Genomic DNA, 20738 nt, shown 5'->3' on the forward strand with positions numbered 1-20738 from the left:
GGGAAGCTGGTATGAGTGGTTTGGGTGGTTTGAAATCCACGCCCCCGAGGGTGTCCCTGATTTTGTGTAAACGGGATTTCTATTAAACCGTTAACAGCCGATCTTCAAACTGGATACTGAAGCGATTCAAAGCCGCTTTCCAGTCCCGGACCGGCATTGTCCACTTTTTGCTTCAGCCGCGACTTCCTTCTGCCGTTTCCACGACACGAAGTTCAAACTGTTGCGCACCCATGTGCACGATGCACAGCTGAACGACGGCTTTTGGGTAAACCGTTTCAATCGCCTCAGGGAAGCCTTTGAGGCCGTCCACGCAGGCGATGAAGATGTCCTGCACGCCCCGATTCTTGAGTTCGGTCACCACTTGCAGCCAGAATTTTGCGCCTTCGGTTTGCGCGATCCACAAGCCCAGCACCTCTTTGTGACCCGCCATGTTGACGCCGATGGCCAGATAAACCGCCTTGTTGCGCACGGCGCCGGCATCGCGCACTTTGACGTGAATGCAGTCCAGATAGAGGATCGGGTATAGCGCGTCCAGCGGCCGCGCCTGCCAGAGTTTGACCTCATCACTCACCGCGTCGGTAATCGCCGAGATCAGGCTGGGAGAGACCTCGGTGCCGTACATTTCCTGCAAGTTCGCCTGAATTTCTCTGACACTCAAACCGCGAGCGTAGAGCGAGATGACTTTGTCATCGAAGCCCGTCCAGCGGGTTTGATGCTTGGCCACCAACTGCGGCTCGAAGGACGCCTGCCGGTCGCGAGGGATGTCGAGCGGCAGTTCGCCGAAGTCGCCCTTCAGGGTTTTACCGCTGTGACCGTTGCGCGCATTGGCGGCGGTGTTGGTGATCGTCGCGCTTTTGTCGTGCCCCAGGTGTTCGGTCATCTCGGCTTCAAGGGCCCGCTCGACCAGCATCTTGGTGAGCTGTTTGAGCAGGCCGTTTTCGCCGATAAGATCTTCGGGCTTTTTGTAATTGGCCAGCAGACTGTCGGCCAGTTTAACCAGTTCAGGATCAGGTTTGACTCGTTTGGCTCGGTCATTGGATTTCCTTGGGGTAGGCAGTCTCCTGCCAAATGACCGTTTACACAAAACTAATTACACCCTCTCCTCGGGGTGCTCCGCGATAGAGATATTCGGTTTTGACGCCAGGTACGGGGGGAGTTACTTCCACCTTCCCATCCGAATCCTCATCCCCAAACGCCGGCTTCTTACACCCATCCCCCCCAGGACACTCACTCAACCCCAGCGGATCAACCCACCCCGTCGGACTCCTCGTGTACTGATACCCGTTTAACCCACCCGCCAACCTACTCGGGTCCGGCGTCAGATACCGTCCAACATCCGGATTGTAGTAGCGATGCCGGTTGTAATGCAGGCCCGTTTCCGCATCGAAATACTGCCCCTGAAACCTCAACGGCTGATCCAGCACTTGATAGGTGTCGCGGTTGAGACGAGTCAGACGGCCATACGCTGTGTATCGGGCGGCCCAGATGATGTCGCCGCTGTAGTCGGTGAGTTCTTGTGGCGTGCCGAGGTGGTCGAGTTGGTAGTAAAACGGACAAGCCTGGCGTGGGCCTTTGCCGTCAAGCATCGCCAGTGGGCGGAAGCTGCCCGGCTCGTAGACATAGCTGCGGTAATGTTCGCGACTACTTTCAGCGACGAGGTTGTCGCCCTGCCAGAAAAATTCGGTGGAGTTGCCGTCGACGGTTTTGGCGATGCGGCGGCCGAAGGCGTCGTAGCGATAACTGGCACAACGTCCATCCGGCAACGTGACGCCTACTAACTGGTGCTGGCAGTCGTAGCGGTATTCGGTGAGCAGTTTTTGTGCGGTGCCGCGGCGCTCGCGGATCAGATTGCCAAAGGCGTCGTAATCGTAATGGCGGTCGCCTTGCTTCAATAGGCGATTGCCTTTGACGGTGGTCGGGCCTGGACGATCCTGCATCAGCAGGTTGCCCGCCGGGTCGTGGGCGAAGCTTTCCGGTTGGTGATCGCGGGAGTGGCGGATTCGGATCAGGCGGTCGAGTGGATCGTATTGATAGCTGCGTTGGCCGTGACGGGTGTCGGCAATGGAGTCGAGGTTGCCGTTGGCGCTGTAGGCATAGTCGCGGCGATACAGCGATTGGAGGTCTTGGCTGACAGCGTGAGCTTTCAGACGGCCCTGGTCGTCGTGCTGGTATTCGCTGAGCAACAGGCCTTGTTGGCGGTTTAGTTCGCGACCGGCGAAGAAGGTATGTGACGTCAGCCGGGCGCCATTGAGGTCGATCGCCGTCAACGCACCGCCCTTGGCGTGGTGGTAGTCGAGCTTGCTGTTGTCCGGCAGGCGCAGGCGATTGAGCTGGCCGCAGACGTTGTAGCCATAGCGCAGGGTGCCCCAGCCCTGATGTTCGGTGATTAGTCGGTCGTGTTTGTCATACTCGAACTCCAGTGGATGGTCGTGACCATCGTCGACGCTGACCAACCGGCCAAGGCTGTCATAGCGATACTCGACGTTAACGCCATCGGACAGGTTTTTAACCAGCAGGCGTCCAGCCGAATCCCGCTGATAACCCGTAACCAGTTGCGAGCCGTCATCGCCGAACTCGGTTTTCTCCAGTAAGTGGCCGTTAAGATCGTAGGCATACGCCGTGCGTCGGCCATCGAAGCCGGTTTCCTGTCGGATCAATCCGTTGGGTGTGTAGTCCAGTCGATAGTGTTCGCCGGATTCGTTTTCGATTTCCGTCAGCAGTAGCTGCGCGTTGTCGTAGCGATAACGCAATTGCGTTCCGTCAGGGTTGATCCGGCGACTGACCAGATGCAGGTCATCGTCGTACTCAAAACGAGTGACGCGCCCCAGTTCATCGCGCTCGGCGGTGATCTTGCCGTAGGCGTTGTAGCTGAACGCTCGACTGGCGCCCGTAGGAAGAATCGTCTGGCTCAGACGCCCGACAGCGTCCCATTGGTATTGAGTGACAGCGCCGTGTTCGTCCTGACGGGTAATCTGCCGACCCAAAGCGTCGTAGGAAAACCGCTGCTGACCTCCGTCTGGCAACGTTTCTTCGAGCAGCTGTCCTAATGAATTCCACCCGAAGACATGCCGACTGTTGTCTGGATAACGGATCGACAGCACCCGTCCTTGAGCGTCGTAGTGATAGTGGGTGACATGACCGTCAGGATCGGTCGCTTCCGTGACGTCACCCTGAACATTGCGCTGATAGGTCCATACCGCTTTACCGCGATACCGCGCGAGCAGGAAACCATTGCGATATTCGTAGGACGTCGGCTCGTCTTCGGGTGAGATCAGGGCAATCAGCCGCCCGATCTCGTCATAGCGGTAGTGGGTAATCGCCCCCAACGGGTCCTGTTCGGTCAGCAACCGGCCTTTGTCGTCGTAGGCCTTCAGGTGTTCTGCGCCATTGGGTTCGACCCGACGCACCAGTCGCGCCTGTTCGTCGTGCTCGTAAATCTCCTCGCTGCCGTCGGCGTTTTTTACCACCACACTGCCGTTGTCATCCCAGACATACCGCGCGTCCCACTGCGAAAACGACGCCCAATGGCGGACGCATCGGGCAGCCTTGCCGGACCTTTCCCACGCCCAGAAGAAACTTGCCCCACCGGCCAGTTGTCGCTGGAGAATGACGTGCTGATCGTCATAGTCGTACCGTTCGATGTCGCCGTCGGCATTGGTCGCTTCGATCAAGCGCTGACACGCGTCGTAGCGGTAGGCAACCAGTGTTTGCTCGGTACGCCAGGCGTCTTCCTGGGGCTCGGCCGGATGAAAGCGTTGATACTCGACGGCAACTATGTGTCGGCGCGCATAGCGCAACAGCAGGGAACGCCCGGCGCCGTTGTCGAGGCGCTTGATCCTGTCAGAAGTGTCCCGCTGCACCGTCAGCCGATTGCCATAGGCATCGCTGATCGCCGTCAGTCGCCCTGTACGAAAGTGGAAGAACCGCGTTTTTTCGCCGGCCAGAGCGAGGATCAGTTCTTCGTGCTCATCACCTAGATAAATCGCTGCTCGCGACAGGCTGTTGTGAATCGTCGGGCGCTCGCTACTCGGTAGCGGAAAAATCGTACGGCGGTTTTCGTGGTCGACCCAAATGACGGTGTCGCCATCGATATCCAGTCGATGTGCGAGGGAATGACTCCAGCCGAACCCAAGTCCACAATCGATCTCCACAGCACTGGTGCGATAGAGCCGGGTGAAGTCGAACGGCAAAATCCCGTCCAGCGAACCATCGGTCAGCGTGAGCAGTTCTTCGCCCGTGACCATCGACACCGGACAGCCATGGGTACAGGTCAGCGGTCCGCAATCGGCGCTGTCGCCGTTGGGGGTTTTCGCCTGATAGGGAGCATCGTCGCGATGTTCCTGACGAACCAAGCGGGTCATGGCCTCGGACTTGTCGCGAGCGATTGCGACCGGGTTCTTTACCAGCACAACCGGTGCAGCCCCCGCGCTGATCTGCAGTGACACCGCGGGTGCGGGGTTCAGCGGAACATTCCGGGCGCTGACTGCGAGGAGTTTGAGTACACCTGCGTGGGTTGTCAGGTCGGACTTGGCCGTCAGTTCGGCCAGCCGCAAACTCGAGGCCGCCAGCCAGCTCCGTGCTCGCTCCGACTTGACCTTGTTCAGCACCTTGGCGCTTATGCCAAGTGTCAGTCCTGTAGGACCTGTGAAGCGCGCGAACAGCAATCCGATCAATATTCCTGTACGAATTTGCGCCACGACCTCAGCGATATGTTGCGGTGGCAACATCCTCAGCCAACGGGTGATCGCCGCGAGATGAATGAACATCAACGGCTCGTCGCTCAGCATCAGCAACACATTGGCAATGGTCTCGGCCGAAGCGTTCAGCTCGTTGCGCAGCCAGCCTTCCAGTTCGCCGATCACGCCCTGATACGAGTCGTACAGCGCTTTGACGTGATGAGCGCAAACATGGGGGAAAAAGGTGATGCGATAACGCAGACTGCGCTCGCAATCGGGGATTTCCAGGATGCCGCTGGGACCAATCTCGCGGTAGATCGGCTCGCCAAACGTGCCTTCAGAGAGGTAGGGTTCAAGCATCACCGGTGTATTGCCGATCGGCACAAACCGCGCGGCATCGAACATGTGCACCAGGGTCAAAGAACCACTGGCCGAGCACGAAGCGACTGTCGAGCTGACTGGCGTGGTGGAATTCTTCGGTGCGCTAAGACGGACTTCGTTGCCGACCTTGAACACTTGCTCGACATCCAGTGTCCTGCCGGTCCAGAAATTTTCAGCCCAGGCGTCGTAGTCATTGAGACACAGTCGAAACTCACCGAGCAGCGCTTCGACATCGGGCTGCTCAGGGTCCATGGCGGCGACCACCAGCAGCCCGATGGTGTTATTCAAGGCCAGGACCTTGTCAGGTACGAACATTCACAGTCTCTCGCGCGGATCAATTCAGAACGCGGGACTTTGCGGGGGATCGACGTGGAAAGAAGTCGGGAAAGTAGGTGTTTGGTGTAGGGGGAATCGTTAAATGACGGAGAGCACTTCGGCGCAGGTTTTAGTAGCGATCAGGCATTGCCCGTTGCCCTATGCCAGTCGCGCTCGCTATGCTGCTGAAACCTTTAATCGATCGCGGACCCGGCCGTACCTGAGCCGCCTCTGGGATGTCATTAGAAAACGGATCAGATGCGATGAATGCACCGCTGAGTGAACTCGGCCCGATCAAGGCCGTGATTTTCGATATGGACGGCCTGTTGCTGGACACCGAGGGCATTTACACCGAGGTCACGTCCATGATTGCCGCGCGTTACGGTCGGGTCTTCGACTGGAGCGTCAAACAGAACATCATCGGTCGTGGTGCAGGAGATCTGGCGCGCTATGTGGTCGAGGCGCTGGACTTGCCGATCACCGCCGAAGAGTTTTTGGTGATCCGCGAACCGCTGATGCGCGAGCGTTTTCCTACAGCGTTGGCGATGCCTGGCGCACAGGAGCTGGTTCGGCACTTGAAGGCCAACAATATTCCGATCGCGGTGGGCACCAGTTCTTCGCGTCAGTCGTTCGGCCAGAAAACCACCTTGCACCGCGACTGGTTCGCGCTGTTCGATTTCATTGTGACGGCCGATGATCCGGAAGTCGGCGCGGCCAAACCGGCGCCGGACATCTTCCTCACGGCGGCGCGGCGCCTGGGTGTCGCGCCCGAGGATTGCCTGGTGTTCGAGGATTCGCCGTTTGGTGTCACAGCGGCGAAAGCGGCGGGGATGACGGCGATTGCGATCCCGGATGCGGCGATGGCTGACGAAAAATACGCACACGCCGATGGCATTCTTCGTACGCTGACAGCGTTCAAACCGAGCGCCTTCGGCCTGCCGGCGCTTGAATGGGCTTAAAGCTGCGTACATAAAAACGCCGGCAACCCTGATCAGGGTTGCCGGCGTTTTTTATGCGAGATTCAGAACATCAGGCGCCGAAACCTCCGTCGATGGTCAGGCTGGCACCGGTGATGTAGCCGGCTTCGGGGCCGACGAGGTAGGCGACGAAACTGGCGATTTCTTCCGCTTTGCCATACCGACCCACCGCCATCAACGGGATCAGGCTTTCGGCGAAGTCACCGCTGGCCGGGTTCATGTCAGTGTCAACCGGGCCCGGTTGCACGTTGTTGATGGTGATCCCGCGCGGGCCGAGGTCGCGAGCCAGGCCTTTGGTCAGGCCGACCAGCGCCGATTTGCTCATGGCGTAGGGGCCGCCACCGGCGAAGGGCATGCGGTCGGCGTTGGTGCTGCCGATGTTGATGATGCGGCCGCCTTCGGTCATGTGTTTGGCAGCGGCCTGGGTGGCGATGAATACGCTGCGCACGTTGATCGCGAGGGTCTGGTCGAAGTCTTCAAGTTTGAAGTCTTCCAAGGGGGCAACGGCCAGAACGCCTGCGTTGTTGACCAGAATGTCCAGGCGACCAAAGGCTTTAACGGTGGCGGTCACGGCGTTGCGGATGGCCTCGGCGTCGGCGCTGTCAGCCTTGATGGCGAGGGCTTTGCCGCCGTTACTGGTGATGCTGTTTTGCAATTCTTCGGCTTTTGCCGTTGAGCTGACGTAGGTGAAGGCGACTGTCGCGCCTTCAGCAGCCAGGCGTTTGACAATGGCGGCGCCGATACCGCGGGATCCGCCTTGAATCAAAGCCACTTTGCCGCTGAGGTTCTGAGTAGTCATATCGATCTCCAAGTCTCGAGGCGGGATGCGTCGGTTGATAGAGCCTAGTATCGATTCGGGAACCCGCTGCAAGCTATATCAGGGTCATTACTACCCCGGGTCAGGGTTAATTTTACCCCTTATGCCGTAGTTCAAATCACCCTACGAATTTCAATCTATTGATATATAGCCAGTTTATGGTTGGCATGAATGATGACCTATATAAGTTCAAGCCTTCCTTCAGCGAAACGAATCAAAGTCGTCTTTCGCTGAGGCCGTACCGCACCCATGGGACGATTTTTATGTTTGAAGTATTCGGTGGCAACCTTGAACAAAGTACCGAGTGTTTTGCGGCCTATCTTGCTGACCCCAAACGCCCGGTCGACGTGGACGATACTTGTTCAGGTCTGAGGAATTCCTGGTCGATGGCCGGCCTGCAACGGGCAGGCATCGTCGCTTGCGTGCTGACAATGCTTGATGTGGGTATTGTTTACTTATATGTGCGTTAATGGCGTATCGATAATAATTATATGTGTTCAATTGCCTTGGTTTTTATTGTTCTTGCGTGAGTTGTTGATCTTGAGTTGTCTGCCGTGAATCAGCCATCTGTGGCCGGATTCTGTTTCGGATACCGAGGATCATTCTTGCCGCGAAACTTCCAGCGATTGAGCATTCTGTATGGTCCAAGTCACTCCAATTCCCTGTGTGCAACACACCCTGCTAGAAGATGTTCTGGCCGTGCTGGTCGGCACATTGATGGTCTCGTTCGGGATCATGTTGCTTCGCCAGGCGGGTGCACTCACCGGCGGTACGGCAGGGATAGCCTTCCTCATTCATTACACGTCGGGTGTTTCATTCGGTACGGCCTTCTTCTTCATCAATCTGCCGTTCTATTACCTCGCCATTCGGCGCATGGGCTGGGCGTTCACCCTCAAGACCTTTTGTGCCGTCGCATTGGTGTCGCTGTTCACTGACCTGCATTTGCGCTTTATCCATATCGATCAACTCCAGCCGATCTATGCCACCTTGTTCGGCAATCTGATCATGGGGCTGGGGTTCATTGTGCTGTTCAGGCACAAGGCGAGCCTGGGTGGGGTCAACATCCTCGCACTCTACCTGCAGGACCGACTCGGTATACGTGCCGGTAAACTGCAATTGATCGTGGACGTTATGGTCATGTTCGCTTCGCTGTACGTAGTGACTGTGCCAGCGCTCATCATTTCAATCGCAGGAGCGGTGGTGTTGAATCTGATCATCGCGATGAATCATCGGCCTAATCGCTACGCAGCGTGACTGTAGACGCGAAGGCTTAGCGCCCAAACCGCCCCGACCAACCAATGATGTTTTTCGGCCGCGGCGTCGCATAAGTCCGCACCTTGGAAGTCGACAAGCCCAACCGCACCAACGACTCGGCAATCGTTACCGCCGCCGTCACGCCATCCACCACCGGCACGCCAGTGCGCTGACGAATCTGTTCATCCAGCCCGGCCATGCCGCCGCAGCCCAGGCAAATCACCTCGGCCTTGTCTTCAAGCACTGCCAATTCCGCCTGACGAACAATCGCCTCCAGCGCACGCTCGGGATCGGATTCCAGTTCCAGTACCGCCAGGCCACTGGCCCGTACCGATGCGCAGCGGTCCCAGAGCCCGGACAGTTTGAGGCGATCCTCGATCAGCGGTACGGTGCGGTCCAGCGTGGTGACCACCGAGTAGGCATGGCCGAGGAACATGGCGGTGCTGGCCGCCGCATCGGTGATGTCCACCACCGGCACGTTGAGCAGCTCCTGCAAACCCTCGCGGCCGTGCTCGCCGTAACCGGCCTGGATCACGGCATCGAAGGGTTGGTCGTAGGACATTACTCGGTCCATCACCGCGATGGCGGCCAGATAACTTTCGAAATTGCCTTCAATGGAGTCAGCACCGAAGTAGGGCGTCAGGCCGATGATTTCCGTGCCCGGCGCGGCCACGGACTGAGCCGAGCGTGCGATGGCCTGGGTGATGGATTCGGTGGTGTTGACGTTGACCACGAGAATTCGCATGGGAGGTCCTTATAGCGGGGGGGGGCTGCGGCCCGCCGGTGCCGGGCCGCCAAGGGATTAATGGCAGACGTTATCGACGGCGATGGCTTCGCCGCTGACGTCTGCGTAATGGGGCTGCCGTTTGGCGATGATCAGGTAGAGCATCCCGGCAATTCCGGCCCCAATCAGCCAGGAGAAGGGCGATACGCTGTCGAAGCCCGGTACCAGCGCCAGGACGATGGCGATCAGCGCGGCAGGAATGAACGCCGCGACGGCGCGTAAATTGACTCCGCGGCTGTAGTAATAAGCGTCGTTGGGATCCTCGCTGTACAACTGCGGCACGTTGACCTGGCCTTTTCTTACGATCCAGTAGTCGACCATGATCACTCCGTATAACGGGCCGAGCAGGGCGCCAAGGCCGGACAGGAAATACACGATCACCAGCGGGCTGTTGTAGAGGTTCCACGGCAGGATCAGCACCGCGATGGTCGCGCTGATCAGCCCGGCGCGGCGGAACGTCAGGTACTTCGGCGCCAGGTTACTCAGCACGAAGGCCGGGGCGACGAAGTTGGCCATGATGTTCACCGCCACGGTGACGATCAGGAACGCCAGGCAGCCGAGCACCAGAAAGAAGGTGTTGGGGATCGAGGCAATGATCTCGGTCGGGCTTTCGATAATCCGTCCATTGATCTGAAATTGCGCGCCACAGAGCAAGACGGTGATGCAGGCGAACACCAGAATATTCACCGGCAGGCCCCAGAAATTGCCGACCTTGATGGTCTTGCGGCACGGTGAAGAACGGGCGAAGTCGCAAAAGTTGAGGATCAGCGTGCCGTAGATCGACAGCCACAACGCACCGCCGGCAAAGATGTTGCGCCACATCTCGCCACCGGTCAGCGGTTCGCGGATCGACCAGGCGATGGTCGCGTTGGCCTGGGTGTACATCCAGGCGGCGAGGGCAGCAACGGTCAGCAGAATCACCGGCCCGGCGAACGCCTCGTAGCGCCGCACCATTTCCATGCCGTAGGCGAGAATCGCCAGTTGCACGAACCAGATCGCGACGAAACACACCCAGCCCAGGCTCGATAGCCCGAGGATCGAGTTGTGGTCGTAGTCAGCGAAGCCTGGATGAACCGCTGTCAGCAATACTCGAAAGACCACCGAGGCCAGGTAGGTCTGAATCCCGAACCAGGCGATGGCGATAACGGCGCGGATCAGCGCAGGAATCTGCGCCCCGTGAATACCGAAACTGATCCGGCTGATGACAGGGAATGGCACGCCGGTCTTTTGCCCCATGTAACCGGAGAGGTTCATGAAGCAGTACACCAACGCAGCGCCGATCCCCAAGGACAGCAGGATTTGCCAGCCGCCCAGCCCGAGCGCATACAGCCCAATCGCGAATGAGTAATTGGCGATGTTGTGAACGTCGTTGGTCCACAGGGCGAAGATGCTGTAGCGGCCCCATCGCCGACCTTCGGCCTTGGTCGGCGCCAGGTCCTTGTTGTGCAGGCGAGGGCTGAGCACGACGGGTTCTTGAAACGTTTGGTCGTGAGTGATCGAAGTGGGTGGGAAGGAGGGCAGATCCAGCGCGACATTGTTATTGGAGAGGCTAGTACGCATTCCGGCAGGCTCCGAGCTTGGCATCGCGATGACTGTGCATGAGCGTTGGCTCGACAAATCTTCGTCGCGGGCAGTAAGCATCATTGGTTACGGGGCATCTGCAGCCTGTACGGGATAGGGCGCTTCAGGCTTGCGGATCTAAAGTGTGTGTATGTTTTGACATGATTGTATACAAAACATGTATGCACTTAAGCCAAATCCATGCCAGATCCCGATCTATGAATTTCATCGCTAATTTCGTTTTGTTATCAGTTGTCGATAAGTAGCTGAAATAAAAGCGATATAAATTGACCACTTGAACAGGTATTTATTTTTCAGCAGAGTTTGTACGAAAGGTCGACTGAGGAAGTCAGGGCGGGAGTGTGTAACTTTTGGGGGCGTAGAAATGAAAAGTGCACACACAAATGGCACCTATGGTGACAGTCGTGTGTACACATTTTTTGTAGAGGGTGGGTTAGGCCTTGGATTTACTGATGATGTTGCCTGCGTGCAAGCCGCATTCTTTCTGCGTTGCCTCTTCCCACCACCAACGACCTTCGCGCTCGTGCTGGTTCGGCAACACCGGACGGGTGCACGGTTCGCAGCCGATGCTGATGAACCCGCGTTCGTGCAAGCTGTTGTACGGCAGCTCCAGCATGCGGATGTAACCCCAGATCTCCTCGCTGGTCATTTGTGCCAGCGGGTTGAATTTGTACAGGGTGCGTTCCGGGGTGGAGAACGCGCTGTCGATTTCCAGCACCGCGACGGCGCTGCGAGTTCCTGGGCTCTGATCCCGGCGCTGACCGGTGGCCCAGGCCGTCACACCCGAGAGCTTGCGACGAAGCGGCTCGATCTTGCGGATGCCGCAGCATTCGCCATGGCCGTCTTTGTAGAAACTGAACAGGCCCTTTTCCTTCACAAAAGGTTCGAGCTTGGTGTAGTCCGGCGACACCAGTTCGATGTCGATCTTGTAGTGCTCACGCACCTGATCGATGAAGCGGTAGGTCTCGGGGTGCAAGCGGCCGGTGTCGAGGCTGAACACTTTGACGTTCTTGTTCAGCTTCCAGGCCATGTCCACCAGCACCACGTCTTCGGCGCCGCTGAAAGATATCCACAGGTCATCGCCAAACTCGGCGAACGCGAGTTTCAGGATGTCCTGGGCGGATTTGTTGGCATAAGTCGTGGCGAGTTCCACGACATCGAACGATGGGCTCATCAGGGCGGCTTCCTACAGGTCGGTGGCGCTGGGCGCTCTATATGGCTCTGATGGTAACAAAATCCTGCAGCCGCTGGTGCGCACTCTGCGTTGCGCAGGCTAGCCTGAGTCGCTAGAGTTCGGCAGTCCTTTTGCTCGCTTGACTCAATAATCAATACCAATGGGAGTGTCTTGTGGAAATTGCCTGTCTGGATCTTGAAGGTGTACTGGTCCCGGAAATCTGGATCGCCTTCGCCGAAAAAACCGGGATTGAATCCTTGAGGGCTACCACCCGGGACATCCCCGACTACGACGTGCTGATGAAGCAGCGCCTGAGGATTCTCGACGAGCATGGTCTGAAACTCGCTGACATACAGGAAGTGATTGCCACGCTCCAGCCGCTGGACGGTGCCATCGAGTTCGTCAACTGGCTGCGAGAACGCTTTCAGGTCGTGATTCTGTCGGACACGTTCTACGAGTTCTCCCAGCCGCTGATGCGTCAACTGGGCTTCCCGACCTTGCTTTGCCATCGTCTGATTACTGACGATGCCGGGCGGGTGACGAACTATCAATTGCGTCAGAAAGATCCCAAGCGCCAGTCGGTATTGGCCTTCAAGAGCCTTTACTACCGGGTGATCGCGGCGGGGGATTCCTACAACGACACCACGATGCTGGGTGAGGCGGATGCGGGGATTCTGTTCCATGCGCCGGACAATGTGATTCGCGAGTTTCCGCAATTCCCGGCGGTGCACAGCTTTGAAGCGCTGAAGCAGGAATTCATCAAGGCTTCGAATCGTGCGTTGAGCTTGTAGTCGTTTTCGAGGACGCCTTCGCGGGCAAGCCTCGCTCCTACAGAGGATCGTCGAACCCTGTAGGAGCGAGGCTTGCCCGCGAAGCTTTTAAAGGTTTTGCAGGGTATCGAGCAACACCTTCACTTTGGTAATCGATTCCTGATACTCGGCCTGCCATTCCGAATCCGCGACGATTCCGCCACCGCCCCAGCAACACACCTGCCCATCCTTGACCAGCAAACTGCGAATCGCGATGGAGCTGTCCATCTCGCCGCGCACGTCCAGATAGAGCAAAGACCCGCAGTACAACCCCCGACGCGTCGGCTCCAGCTCGTCGATGATCTGCATTGCGCGAATCTTCGGCGCTCCGGTAATCGAGCCGCCGGGGAAGCTGCCAGCGATCAGGTCCAGCGGATCCCGGTCATCCGCCAGTTCCCCAGTCACGCTGCTCACCAAATGATGCACATTCGGGTAGCTTTCCAGGCTGAACAACTCCGGCACCCGCACCGAACCGATACGGCAGGTGCGGCCGAGGTCATTGCGCAGCAGGTCGACGATCATCAGGTTTTCTGCGCGGTCCTTGGGGCTGGCCAGCAGTTCGGCGGCGTTTGCCGCATCTTCGGCAGCGGTCAGTCCGCGAGGACGGGTGCCTTTGATCGGGCGGGTTTCCACATGGCGTTCACTGACTTTGACGAAACGCTCCGGCGACAGACTCAGCACCGCGCCGCCGTCTGGCAGGCTCTGAAAACCGGAGAACGGCGTCGGGCACGCCGCCCGCAGTGCGCAATACGCAGCCCATGGATCGCCCTGGCACTGCGCGCGGAAACGCTGGGCGAAGTTGACCTGATAGCAGTCGCCGGCCTGGATGTAGTGCTGAATGCGTTCTAGCGCGTGGCGATACTCATCAGCGCTCAGGTCGGCCTTCATCGGGGCTTTCAACTTGAAAGGCTCGACCGCTTCACCCGTAGGTTCACTGAATAGCGTGATCAGGCGCTGACGTTCGCTGTCGACCAGCGACGGGTGGAAGACCAACTGACTGGTACTCAGTTGGTGATCGCTGATCAATGCCCAGGCGTACAGGCCGAAACGTGCGTCGGGCAATTGCAGGTCGTCCTGCGCCTGAGTCGGCAGATTCTCCAGATGCCGACCGAAGTCGTAGCTCAGGTAACCGATCAAACCACCCGCGAAGGGCAGGTCAACAGGCACCGTCGCTTCACCGAGTCGTGTCAGATGGTCGCGAAGACGTTGCAGGAAATCGCTGCCACTTTCGTCAGGCAACACCGCCAGTTGTTCCCGCGGCCAAGCGCTGAGCAGGTCATAACGCCCACGCTCGGCAGTCGGTCGGCCACTGTCGAGCAGCACGGCACCGGGGGCATGACGAATCGCCGCGAAGTACTCGGCGGGGTTGGCGCGATAGGGGAGCGGGTGTACGGAACAGGTCAACATGGGCGGGGCAGATCAGCCATCGAGGCGGGGGTGGCGATTGTAGTCCCCTCGGGGAATTGCTCCTAGAGGGGATGTCGGGGATTGGCAGGTTGAGAGCTTCGGTGACTGTCAGTCAGTCTTCGCGGGCAAGCCTCGCTCCTACAGATTTGTGTCGTTCGCCGGGAATGTGAGCGACGCTAGATCTGTAGGAGCGAGGCTTGCCCGCGAATGCCGCGACTCGATCTTGGATCAACCCTCAACCGCCGGAATATGCCCAAACATTTCCTGAACAAACTCAACCCGCTCCTCAACCGTCTCAACACTACCGCGAGCCTTCAACGCTTCCAGCCGCGCTTCAACCGCATGGGTGCGCAACGTCAGCCCGCAATCATTGGCAATCTGAATGTTCAGCCCAGGCCGGGCATTGAGCTCAAGAATCAGCGGCCCTTGATCCTGGTCCAGCACCATGTCGACACCGATGTAACCCAGCCCGCACAGCTCATAGCAGCCCGCGGCGAGTTTCATGAAACCGTCCCAGTAGGGCAGTTGCACGCCATCCACCGCGTTGGTGGTGTCCGGGTGTTTGGTGATGATGTTGTTCAGCCAGGTGCCGCGCAAGGTCAGACCGGTGGCGAGGTCGACACCGACGCCGATGGCGCCCTGGTGCAGGTTGGCCTTGCCGCCGGACTGGCGCGTCGGCAGGCGCAGCATGGCCATCACCGGATAGCCCATCAGCACGATGATCCGAATGTCCGGCACGCCTTCATAGCTGATGCTCTTGAAGATCTGGTCCGGGGTCACGCGGTACTCGATCAGCGCCCGATCCCGGTGACCGCCCAGGGAGTAGAGGCCGGTGAGGATGCTGGAGATATGGTGCTCGATTTCCTCATGACTGATGATCTTGCCGGACACCGTGCGATAGCGGCCCTCAAAACGGTCGGCAATCACAATAATGCCGTCGCCGCCGGCGCCCTGGGCCGGTTTGATCACGAAGTCGTTGCGCCCACCGATGATCTCGTTGAGGTTGTCGATTTCTTTCTCGGTGGAGATCACGCCATACAGTTCCGGCACGTGAATGCCGGCGGCGATGGCGCGCTCCTTGGTGATGATCTTGTCATCGACGATCGGGTACAGGCTGCGCTTGTTGTACTTGAGCACGTAATCCGCGTTACGCCGATTGATCCCCATGATGCCCCGGGCTTCCAGGGCCTTCCAGGTCTTCCAGAAGCCGAACATCAGGCGTCAGCCTTCTTCAGGAAAGCCTTGAAGCGCACCAGTTCGGTCAGGCGGTAGCCGCGATAGCGACCCATCGCCAGCATGAAGCCCACCAGGATCAGCAGGATCGCCGGGAAGGTGAACACGAAGTAAACCAGCTCCGGAACGCTCATGATCAGGTGCGCCAGCGACGCGGCGAACAGCGTACCGATCGCCACTTTCATGGCGTGGCCGGAACCGCGTTCTTCCCAGGTAATCGACAGGCGTTCGATGGTCATGGTCAGAATCACCATCGGGAACAACGCCACCGACAACCCGCGTTCCAGGCCGAGTTTATGGCTGAGCAGGCTGATCGCCGCGATCAGAACCACCACGAAGGTCAGCACCACCGACAGCCTCGGCAGCATTTGCAGCTTCAAGTGTTCAAGGTAGGAACGCAGCGACAGGCCCAGCGCCGTGATGATGGTAAACAGCACGATACCGAAACCGAGCTGGGTTTCCCGGAACGCCAGGGCGATCAGCACGGGAGTAAAGGTGCCGAGGGTTTGAATGCCGATCAGGTTGCGCAGGATCAGGATCACCAGCACGCCGATCGGGATCATCACCATGATCATGAAGGTCTGCTGGGTTTGCAGCGGTAAACCGTACAGCGAGTATTCGAGGAAGTTGGCATCGGTGTTTTCGTCGGTCAGCTTGGCCAGGCGAATCGCATTCATCTCGCTGTTGTTCAGGCTGAAGGTCACGTTGGCTTTCTTGCCGCCATCGACAGTGATCAGGTTTTCGTCGCCGGTCCACCACAGCAGACGGTCGGTCGGCAGGCCTTGCTCACCGGTTTCCGGGTTGAAATACAACCAGTCAGTGCCATTGAAACTGCGCAGCCAGAGTTCCGGCGTTTGCGGCTGGTCGGCCACCAGGCGAATGGTGTGGACCTTTTCCACCGGCACGTGGGCGATGGACAGCACCAGCTCGACGATCTTGGCCTTGTGCCCGGCGGACGGATCGCCACCCAGCAGCAGCTTCACGTTGTCGTCGTTGAGATTGTTGACACGCTTGATGGCTTCGCCGATGAAGGTTTCGACGTCGGCCGAGTGCTGGCGAATGGGCGCAAGCAGGGCTTCGGCGGCGACTTTTTCCGCGCCTTCAACCGCAATGCTGTCGCGGAAGGTCGGGCCTTTGACCTTGGATTTTTCGCCGGTGTAGCGTTTGGTCAGCACCAAGCGGTAATAAAGCGTCTGATTGCCCTTGGCCCGACGCGCCGACCAGGTGACCTTGCGGTTGCCGTCGACGCGGTTCACGGCCACGCCGTAGTTATTGGAAATGAAACTCTCGTTGAGGCTGACGTAATCGCGGCTCAGCGGCGGCACGAACATCTGGATCTTGACCGGGTCCTTGGCGCTGGCGACGAACTCGACTTTGGCGTCGATGTTCCACAAGTCGTCGGTGGCGTCTTCGGTCACGGGGATGCCGAGCACGAAGATCTGATAGGCCGTGACTGAAATACCCAGCACCACCAGGATGGCAATCAGGAATTTCAGATGGAGGGTAAGAGAGCGCATTGGATTACTCTGCGGTATGAGCGTTGGTGGCGCAGGCGGGTTTGCCAGCAGCGTATTTAAGACTGGGGTCGACCAGCGCATCGAAGCGTTTCAGTGCTTCAGAGCCGATCAGGAGCGGATATTGGAAAGCGCTGCGGTCGGTCAGGTTCACTTCGATACTGCGTAAAGCCGAACCCATGCAGATATCCAGCTCGATGACCGGACGGGCGGTGTACTTCTTGCCTTCTTCCGGGTCGAAGTCGCCGGCCCGGCGCTTGATCTTGCTGACCCGGGCCAGTGGCCGTTCGATGGGATGCGAGTGCGCCGCGTCGATCGCCAGATAGAAGCGCACCCAGGACTCGCCATTGCGTTTGAAGCGTTTGATGTCGCGAGCACTCAGCGACGCGGTTTTCGCCCCGGTGTCGAGTTTGGCGGCGACTTCCAGGTCGATGCCCCCCAAGGAGGCGTACTCGTTAAGGCCGTACACGGTCTTTTCCCCCGCCGCGGCAACACCTGGCAGGCAAAGAAGATAAAGGAAGGTGGGGAAGGGCTTGAGTCTCATAAATCCTGGTGCGCAGCGGTCCGTACTTCTATTCAAGGCCCTGGCATCGCTGCGCAAGCTCCCTCGTATGCCTATCAACTATTTATGACAGGCAGTGCAGATGTCACAAACAAATGCGGCCGGCATTCTAGCACGGTGGTTTTATGGCGCCAGCGCCGGGAGGCGGCGATAAACAGAGGCGCTGCGTTGTTATGGTGCTGTCGGTTATTAGACGATTGTCGACAATACCTATTTATCCTTTGACTAAAAGGTCTGTATTCGCTAGTTTTTGCGGCATCAGCTTTCAAGGTGTCGACAATATGCTGGATCAACTCGATCCCCCGGTGATTGCCCAAGACGAATCGGAAACACTTTCCGAGAACGTCTTCCGACGCATACAGGCGGCCATCGTCAAGGGCGAGATCGCCCCGGGCAGCAAGATCTCCGAGCCGGAACTGGCGCGCACCTATGGCATCAGCCGCGGGCCGTTGCGCGAGGCGATCCACCGTCTGGAAGGCCAGCGCCTGCTGGTTCGCGTGCCGCACGTCGGGGCGCGGGTGGTTTCGTTGAGCCATGCCGAACTGCTGGAACTCTACGAAATTCGCGAATCCCTCGAAGGCATGGCCTGCCGTCTGGCGGCCGAGCGCATGACCCTCGAAGAAATCGACGAACTGCGCCGGGTCCTCGAAACCCATGAGCGTGATGCGGCGTTTCAGGCCGGTGTCGGCTACTACCAGCAGGAAGGCGATTTCGACTTCCACTACCGAATTATCCAGGGCAGCGGCAACCGCACCCTGACGCAGATGCTCTGCGGCGAGCTTTATCAACTGGTGCGCATGTACCGCATCCAGTTTTCCACCACGCCCAATCGCCCGCGTCAGGCCTTTGCCGAGCACCACCGAATTCTCGATGCCATCGCCGACCGTGACGGTGAACTGGCCGAGTTGTTGATGCGCCGTCACATCGGCGCCTCCAAACGCAATATTGCCCGTCACTACCAGGGCGGCGCTAACCCGACAGCCACTGAACGAGGTGAGTCATGAGTTTGAACAAGAGCACTCCAGGCCAGCGTTTCCGCGATGCGGTCGCCAGCGAGCATCCTTTGCAGGTGGTCGGCGCGATTAACGCCAACCACGCACTGCTGGCCAAGCGCGCCGGTTTCAAGGCTATTTATCTGTCGGGTGGCGGGGTGGCTGCCGGCTCCCTCGGCGTGCCGGACCTGGGCATCACCGGCCTGGACGACGTGCTGACCGACGTGCGCCGCATCACTGACGTCTGCGACCTGCCGCTGTTGGTGGACGTGGACACTGGCTTCGGTTCCTCGGCGTTCAACGTCGCGCGCACCGTCAAGTCGATGATTAAGTTCGGCGCGGCGGCAATTCACATCGAAGACCAGGTCGGCGCCAAGCGCTGCGGTCACCGTCCTAATAAAGAGATCGTGTCCCTGCAGGAAATGGTCGACCGCATCAAGGCAGCTGTCGATGCGCGCACCGATGACAGCTTCGTGATCATGGCCCGCACCGACGCCCTCGCGGTGGAAGGTCTGGAATCTGCACTGGATCGCGCCGCGGCGTGCATCGAGGCTGGCGCCGACATGATCTTCCCGGAAGCCATCACCGAACTGGACATGTACAAGCTGTTCGCCAGTCGCGTGAAAGCGCCGATCCTGGCCAACATCACCGAATTCGGCGCGACGCCGCTGTACACCACCGAGCAACTCGCTGCTGCCGACGTGTCGCTGGTGCTGTACCCATTGTCCGCGTTCCGCGCGATGAACAAGGCGGCGGAAAACGTCTACACCGCGATCCGCCGCGACGGCACGCAACAGAACGTCATCGACACCATGCAAACGCGCATGGAGCTTTACGATCGCATCGACTACCACACCTTCGAGCAGAAGCTCGATGCGTTGTTTGCTTCAAAGAAATAATGAGGTTCCTGTAGCAGCTGCCGAGCCCGCGAGGCTGCGTTCGAGGCCGAAGGACTCGCAAAACCGGCAGACCGCGCAAGCAGGTTTTACGACTGCTTCGCAGCCGGACGCAGCCTCGCAGGCTCGGCAGCTGCTACAAAAAGAAGATAACCGTGTAGAAATTGCCGATTCCCTAACAAATTCAAAAACTGGAGACAGCAATGGCCGAAGCAAAAGTACTCAGTGGCGCCGGGCTCCGTGGCCAGGTTGCCGGGCAAACCGCACTGTCCACCGTGGGCCAGTCGGGCGCAGGCCTGACCTATCGCGGCTACGACGTTCGCGAATTGGCGGCTGACGCACAATTCGAAGAAGTGGCTTACCTGCTGCTTTACGGTGAACTGCCGACCAAAACACAACTCGCTGCTTACGTGAGCAAACTGGGCAAGCTGCGTGACCTGCCGCAAGCGTTGAAGGAAGTGCTGGAACGCATTCCCGCCGACGCCCATCCGATGGACGTGATGCGCACGGGTTGCTCGTTCCTGGGCAACATCGAGCCGGAGAAAGACTTCTCCGAACAACACGACATTACCGACCGCCTGCTGGCCGCGTTCCCGGCGATCATGTGCTACTGGTATCGCTTCAGCCACGACGGCAAACGCATCAGCTGCGTGAGCGACGAGCAATCCATCGGCGGTCACTTCCTGCACCTGCTGCACGACAAGAAGCCGAGCGAGTTGCACGTCAAAGTGATGAACGTTTCGCTGATCCTCTACGCGGAACACGAGTTCAACGCATCGACGTTTACCGCACGGGTGTGCGCCTCGACCCTGTCGGACATGTATTCCTGCGTCACGGCAGCCATTGGCTCGCTGCGTGGCCCGCTGCACGGCGGCGCCAACGAAGCGGCGATGGAAATGATCGAGCGCTTCAGCTCGCCGGAAGAGGCGATCAAAGGCACCCTCGGCATGCTTGAGCGCAAGGACAAGATCATGGGCTTCGGTCACGCGATCTATAAGGACAATGATCCGCGCAACGAGGTGATCAAGGGCTGGTCGAAAAAACTCGCTGACGAAGTGGGCGACACGGTGCTGTTCCCGGTCTCCGAAGCCATCGACAAGACCATGTGGGAGCAGAAAAAGCTGTTCCCGAACGCCGACTTCTACCATGCGTCGACGTACCACTTCATGGGCATCCCGACCAAGTTGTTCACACCGATTTTCGTCTGCTCGCGTCTGACCGGCTGGGCGGCGCACGTGTTCGAACAACGTGCCAACAACCGCATCATCCGCCCGAGCGCCGAGTACGTCGGCGTCGAACAGCGCAAGTTCGTGCCAATCGAACAACGCTGAATGGTGGGGGCTGACGCTGGCAACTGAAGGAACCG

The 20738-nt window shown here is 58.7% G+C and carries 16 protein-coding genes and 1 pseudogene; 7 read left to right on the forward strand and 10 right to left on the reverse strand.

The genetic code is table 11. The features are described from left to right. Nucleotides 1-165: 165 nt before the first annotated feature. Together ACYZT3_RS10075 and ACYZT3_RS10080 are read right to left on the reverse strand one after the other, a co-directional pair. Nucleotides 166-1000 (reverse strand): annotated as a pseudogene (locus ACYZT3_RS10075) (IS256 family transposase); the annotation flags it as partial. 76 nt (nt 1001-1076) lie between these two features. Beyond that, nucleotides 1077-5372 (reverse strand): RHS repeat-associated core domain-containing protein, encoded by a 4296-nt coding sequence (locus ACYZT3_RS10080; RefSeq protein ID WP_462032000.1) that lies wholly within the window; start codon nt 5370-5372, stop codon nt 1077-1079. 263 nt (nt 5373-5635) lie between these two features. On the opposite strand from ACYZT3_RS10080, the gene ACYZT3_RS10085 reads away from it, so the two are divergent. Further along, nucleotides 5636-6331 carry an HAD-IA family hydrolase gene (locus tag ACYZT3_RS10085; RefSeq protein ID WP_462032001.1) on the forward strand — a complete coding sequence of 232 codons (696 nt, stop codon included), beginning with the start codon at nt 5636-5638 and terminating at the stop codon, nt 6329-6331. A 70-nt stretch (nt 6332-6401) separates the two neighbouring features. Here the strand turns inward: ACYZT3_RS10085 and ACYZT3_RS10090 are convergent, their stop codons facing one another. Then, nucleotides 6402-7148 (reverse strand): 3-oxoacyl-ACP reductase family protein, encoded by a 747-nt coding sequence (locus tag ACYZT3_RS10090; protein WP_462032002.1) that lies wholly within the window; start codon nt 7146-7148, stop codon nt 6402-6404. 281 nt (nt 7149-7429) lie between these two features. Here ACYZT3_RS10090 and ACYZT3_RS10095 point away from each other — a divergent pair, with 281 nt between their 5' ends. Together ACYZT3_RS10095 and ACYZT3_RS10100 are read left to right on the forward strand one after the other, a co-directional pair. Then, nucleotides 7430-7636: a hypothetical protein gene (locus ACYZT3_RS10095; RefSeq protein ID WP_462032003.1), complete on the forward strand. Its 207-nt coding sequence runs from the start codon at nt 7430-7432 to the stop codon at nt 7634-7636. A 169-nt stretch (nt 7637-7805) separates the two neighbouring features. After that, complete coding sequence (locus tag ACYZT3_RS10100) at nt 7806-8420, forward strand: YitT family protein (protein WP_282378665.1); 615 nt, start codon at nt 7806-7808, stop codon at nt 8418-8420. A gap of 16 nt (nt 8421-8436) precedes the next feature. Here ACYZT3_RS10100 and ACYZT3_RS10105 read toward each other — a convergent pair whose 3' ends face one another. The 3 genes from ACYZT3_RS10105 to ACYZT3_RS10115 all read right to left on the reverse strand — a co-directional run bounded on the left by ACYZT3_RS10105 (nt 8437) and on the right by ACYZT3_RS10115 (nt 11959). Then, the gene (locus ACYZT3_RS10105; RefSeq protein WP_282378668.1) at nt 8437-9165 is read right to left on the reverse strand and encodes an aspartate/glutamate racemase family protein; all 729 of its coding nucleotides are present in this window, start codon (nt 9163-9165) and stop codon (nt 8437-8439) included. A gap of 57 nt (nt 9166-9222) precedes the next feature. Next, nucleotides 9223-10764: an NCS1 family nucleobase:cation symporter-1 gene (locus ACYZT3_RS10110; RefSeq protein WP_462032004.1), complete on the reverse strand. Its 1542-nt coding sequence runs from the start codon at nt 10762-10764 to the stop codon at nt 9223-9225. 454 nt (nt 10765-11218) lie between these two features. Beyond that, entirely contained in the window at nt 11219-11959 is a 741-nt protein-coding gene (locus tag ACYZT3_RS10115) for a phosphoadenylyl-sulfate reductase (protein WP_461995628.1), read from the reverse strand. 173 nt (nt 11960-12132) lie between these two features. Here ACYZT3_RS10115 and thrH point away from each other — a divergent pair, with 173 nt between their 5' ends. After that, nucleotides 12133-12750 carry a bifunctional phosphoserine phosphatase/homoserine phosphotransferase ThrH gene (thrH, locus tag ACYZT3_RS10120; RefSeq protein WP_462032005.1) on the forward strand — a complete coding sequence of 206 codons (618 nt, stop codon included), beginning with the start codon at nt 12133-12135 and terminating at the stop codon, nt 12748-12750. An 87-nt stretch (nt 12751-12837) separates the two neighbouring features. Here thrH and pabB read toward each other — a convergent pair whose 3' ends face one another. The 4 genes from pabB to rloA all read right to left on the reverse strand — a co-directional run bounded on the left by pabB (nt 12838) and on the right by rloA (nt 17466). Beyond that, entirely contained in the window at nt 12838-14175 is a 1338-nt protein-coding gene (pabB, locus tag ACYZT3_RS10125) for an aminodeoxychorismate synthase component I (protein WP_282378677.1), read from the reverse strand. A gap of 228 nt (nt 14176-14403) precedes the next feature. After that, nucleotides 14404-15390, reverse strand: coding sequence for an alpha-L-glutamate ligase-like protein (locus ACYZT3_RS10130; RefSeq protein ID WP_282378679.1), 987 nt, complete (start codon nt 15388-15390; stop codon nt 14404-14406). Continuing rightward, nucleotides 15390-16925: an osmotic stress tolerance membrane protein RloB gene (gene rloB, locus ACYZT3_RS10135; RefSeq protein WP_282378681.1), complete on the reverse strand. Its 1536-nt coding sequence runs from the start codon at nt 16923-16925 to the stop codon at nt 15390-15392. Before rloB ends, ACYZT3_RS10130 begins: the two co-directional genes overlap by 1 nt. Before the next feature lie 4 nt (nt 16926-16929). Continuing rightward, nucleotides 16930-17466, reverse strand: a complete 537-nt coding sequence (rloA, locus tag ACYZT3_RS10140) for a retropepsin-like aspartic peptidase RloA (protein ID WP_462032006.1) — start codon at nt 17464-17466, stop codon at nt 16930-16932. A 302-nt stretch (nt 17467-17768) separates the two neighbouring features. On the opposite strand from rloA, the gene ACYZT3_RS10145 reads away from it, so the two are divergent. The 3 genes from ACYZT3_RS10145 (at nt 17769) to prpC (ending at nt 20703) form a co-directional block, all read left to right on the forward strand. After that, nucleotides 17769-18488 carry a GntR family transcriptional regulator gene (locus ACYZT3_RS10145; protein ID WP_282378749.1) on the forward strand — a complete coding sequence of 240 codons (720 nt, stop codon included), beginning with the start codon at nt 17769-17771 and terminating at the stop codon, nt 18486-18488. Further along, the gene (prpB, locus tag ACYZT3_RS10150) at nt 18485-19375 is read left to right on the forward strand and encodes a methylisocitrate lyase (protein ID WP_462032007.1); all 891 of its coding nucleotides are present in this window, start codon (nt 18485-18487) and stop codon (nt 19373-19375) included. Before ACYZT3_RS10145 ends, prpB begins: the two co-directional genes overlap by 4 nt. Before the next feature lie 200 nt (nt 19376-19575). Continuing rightward, a complete protein-coding gene (gene prpC, locus ACYZT3_RS10155) occupies nt 19576-20703 on the forward strand; it encodes a bifunctional 2-methylcitrate synthase/citrate synthase (RefSeq protein ID WP_282378687.1) in 1128 nt (375 codons plus the stop codon). Nucleotides 20704-20738 lie beyond the last annotated feature (35 nt).

Source organism: Pseudomonas sp. MDT1-16 (assembly GCF_054898115.1).

Coding starts and splice junctions, on each gene's coding strand:
- ACYZT3_RS10080 (WP_462032000.1), bottom strand. CDS start 5,372: ATGTTCGTACCTGACAAGGTCCTGGCCTTGAATAACACCATCGGGCTG.
- ACYZT3_RS10085 (WP_462032001.1), top strand. CDS start 5,636: ATGAATGCACCGCTGAGTGAACTCGGCCCGATCAAGGCCGTGATTTTC.
- ACYZT3_RS10090 (WP_462032002.1), bottom strand. CDS start 7,148: ATGACTACTCAGAACCTCAGCGGCAAAGTGGCTTTGATTCAAGGCGGA.
- ACYZT3_RS10095 (WP_462032003.1), top strand. CDS start 7,430: ATGTTTGAAGTATTCGGTGGCAACCTTGAACAAAGTACCGAGTGTTTT.
- ACYZT3_RS10100 (WP_282378665.1), top strand. CDS start 7,806: ATGGTCCAAGTCACTCCAATTCCCTGTGTGCAACACACCCTGCTAGAA.
- ACYZT3_RS10105 (WP_282378668.1), bottom strand. CDS start 9,165: ATGCGAATTCTCGTGGTCAACGTCAACACCACCGAATCCATCACCCAG.
- ACYZT3_RS10110 (WP_462032004.1), bottom strand. CDS start 10,764: ATGCGTACTAGCCTCTCCAATAACAATGTCGCGCTGGATCTGCCCTCC.
- ACYZT3_RS10115 (WP_461995628.1), bottom strand. CDS start 11,959: ATGAGCCCATCGTTCGATGTCGTGGAACTCGCCACGACTTATGCCAAC.
- pabB (WP_282378677.1), bottom strand. CDS start 14,175: ATGTTGACCTGTTCCGTACACCCGCTCCCCTATCGCGCCAACCCCGCC.
- ACYZT3_RS10130 (WP_282378679.1), bottom strand. CDS start 15,390: ATGTTCGGCTTCTGGAAGACCTGGAAGGCCCTGGAAGCCCGGGGCATC.
- rloB (WP_282378681.1), bottom strand. CDS start 16,925: ATGCGCTCTCTTACCCTCCATCTGAAATTCCTGATTGCCATCCTGGTG.
- rloA (WP_462032006.1), bottom strand. CDS start 17,466: ATGAGACTCAAGCCCTTCCCCACCTTCCTTTATCTTCTTTGCCTGCCA.
- prpB (WP_462032007.1), top strand. CDS start 18,485: ATGAGTTTGAACAAGAGCACTCCAGGCCAGCGTTTCCGCGATGCGGTC.
- prpC (WP_282378687.1), top strand. CDS start 19,576: ATGGCCGAAGCAAAAGTACTCAGTGGCGCCGGGCTCCGTGGCCAGGTT.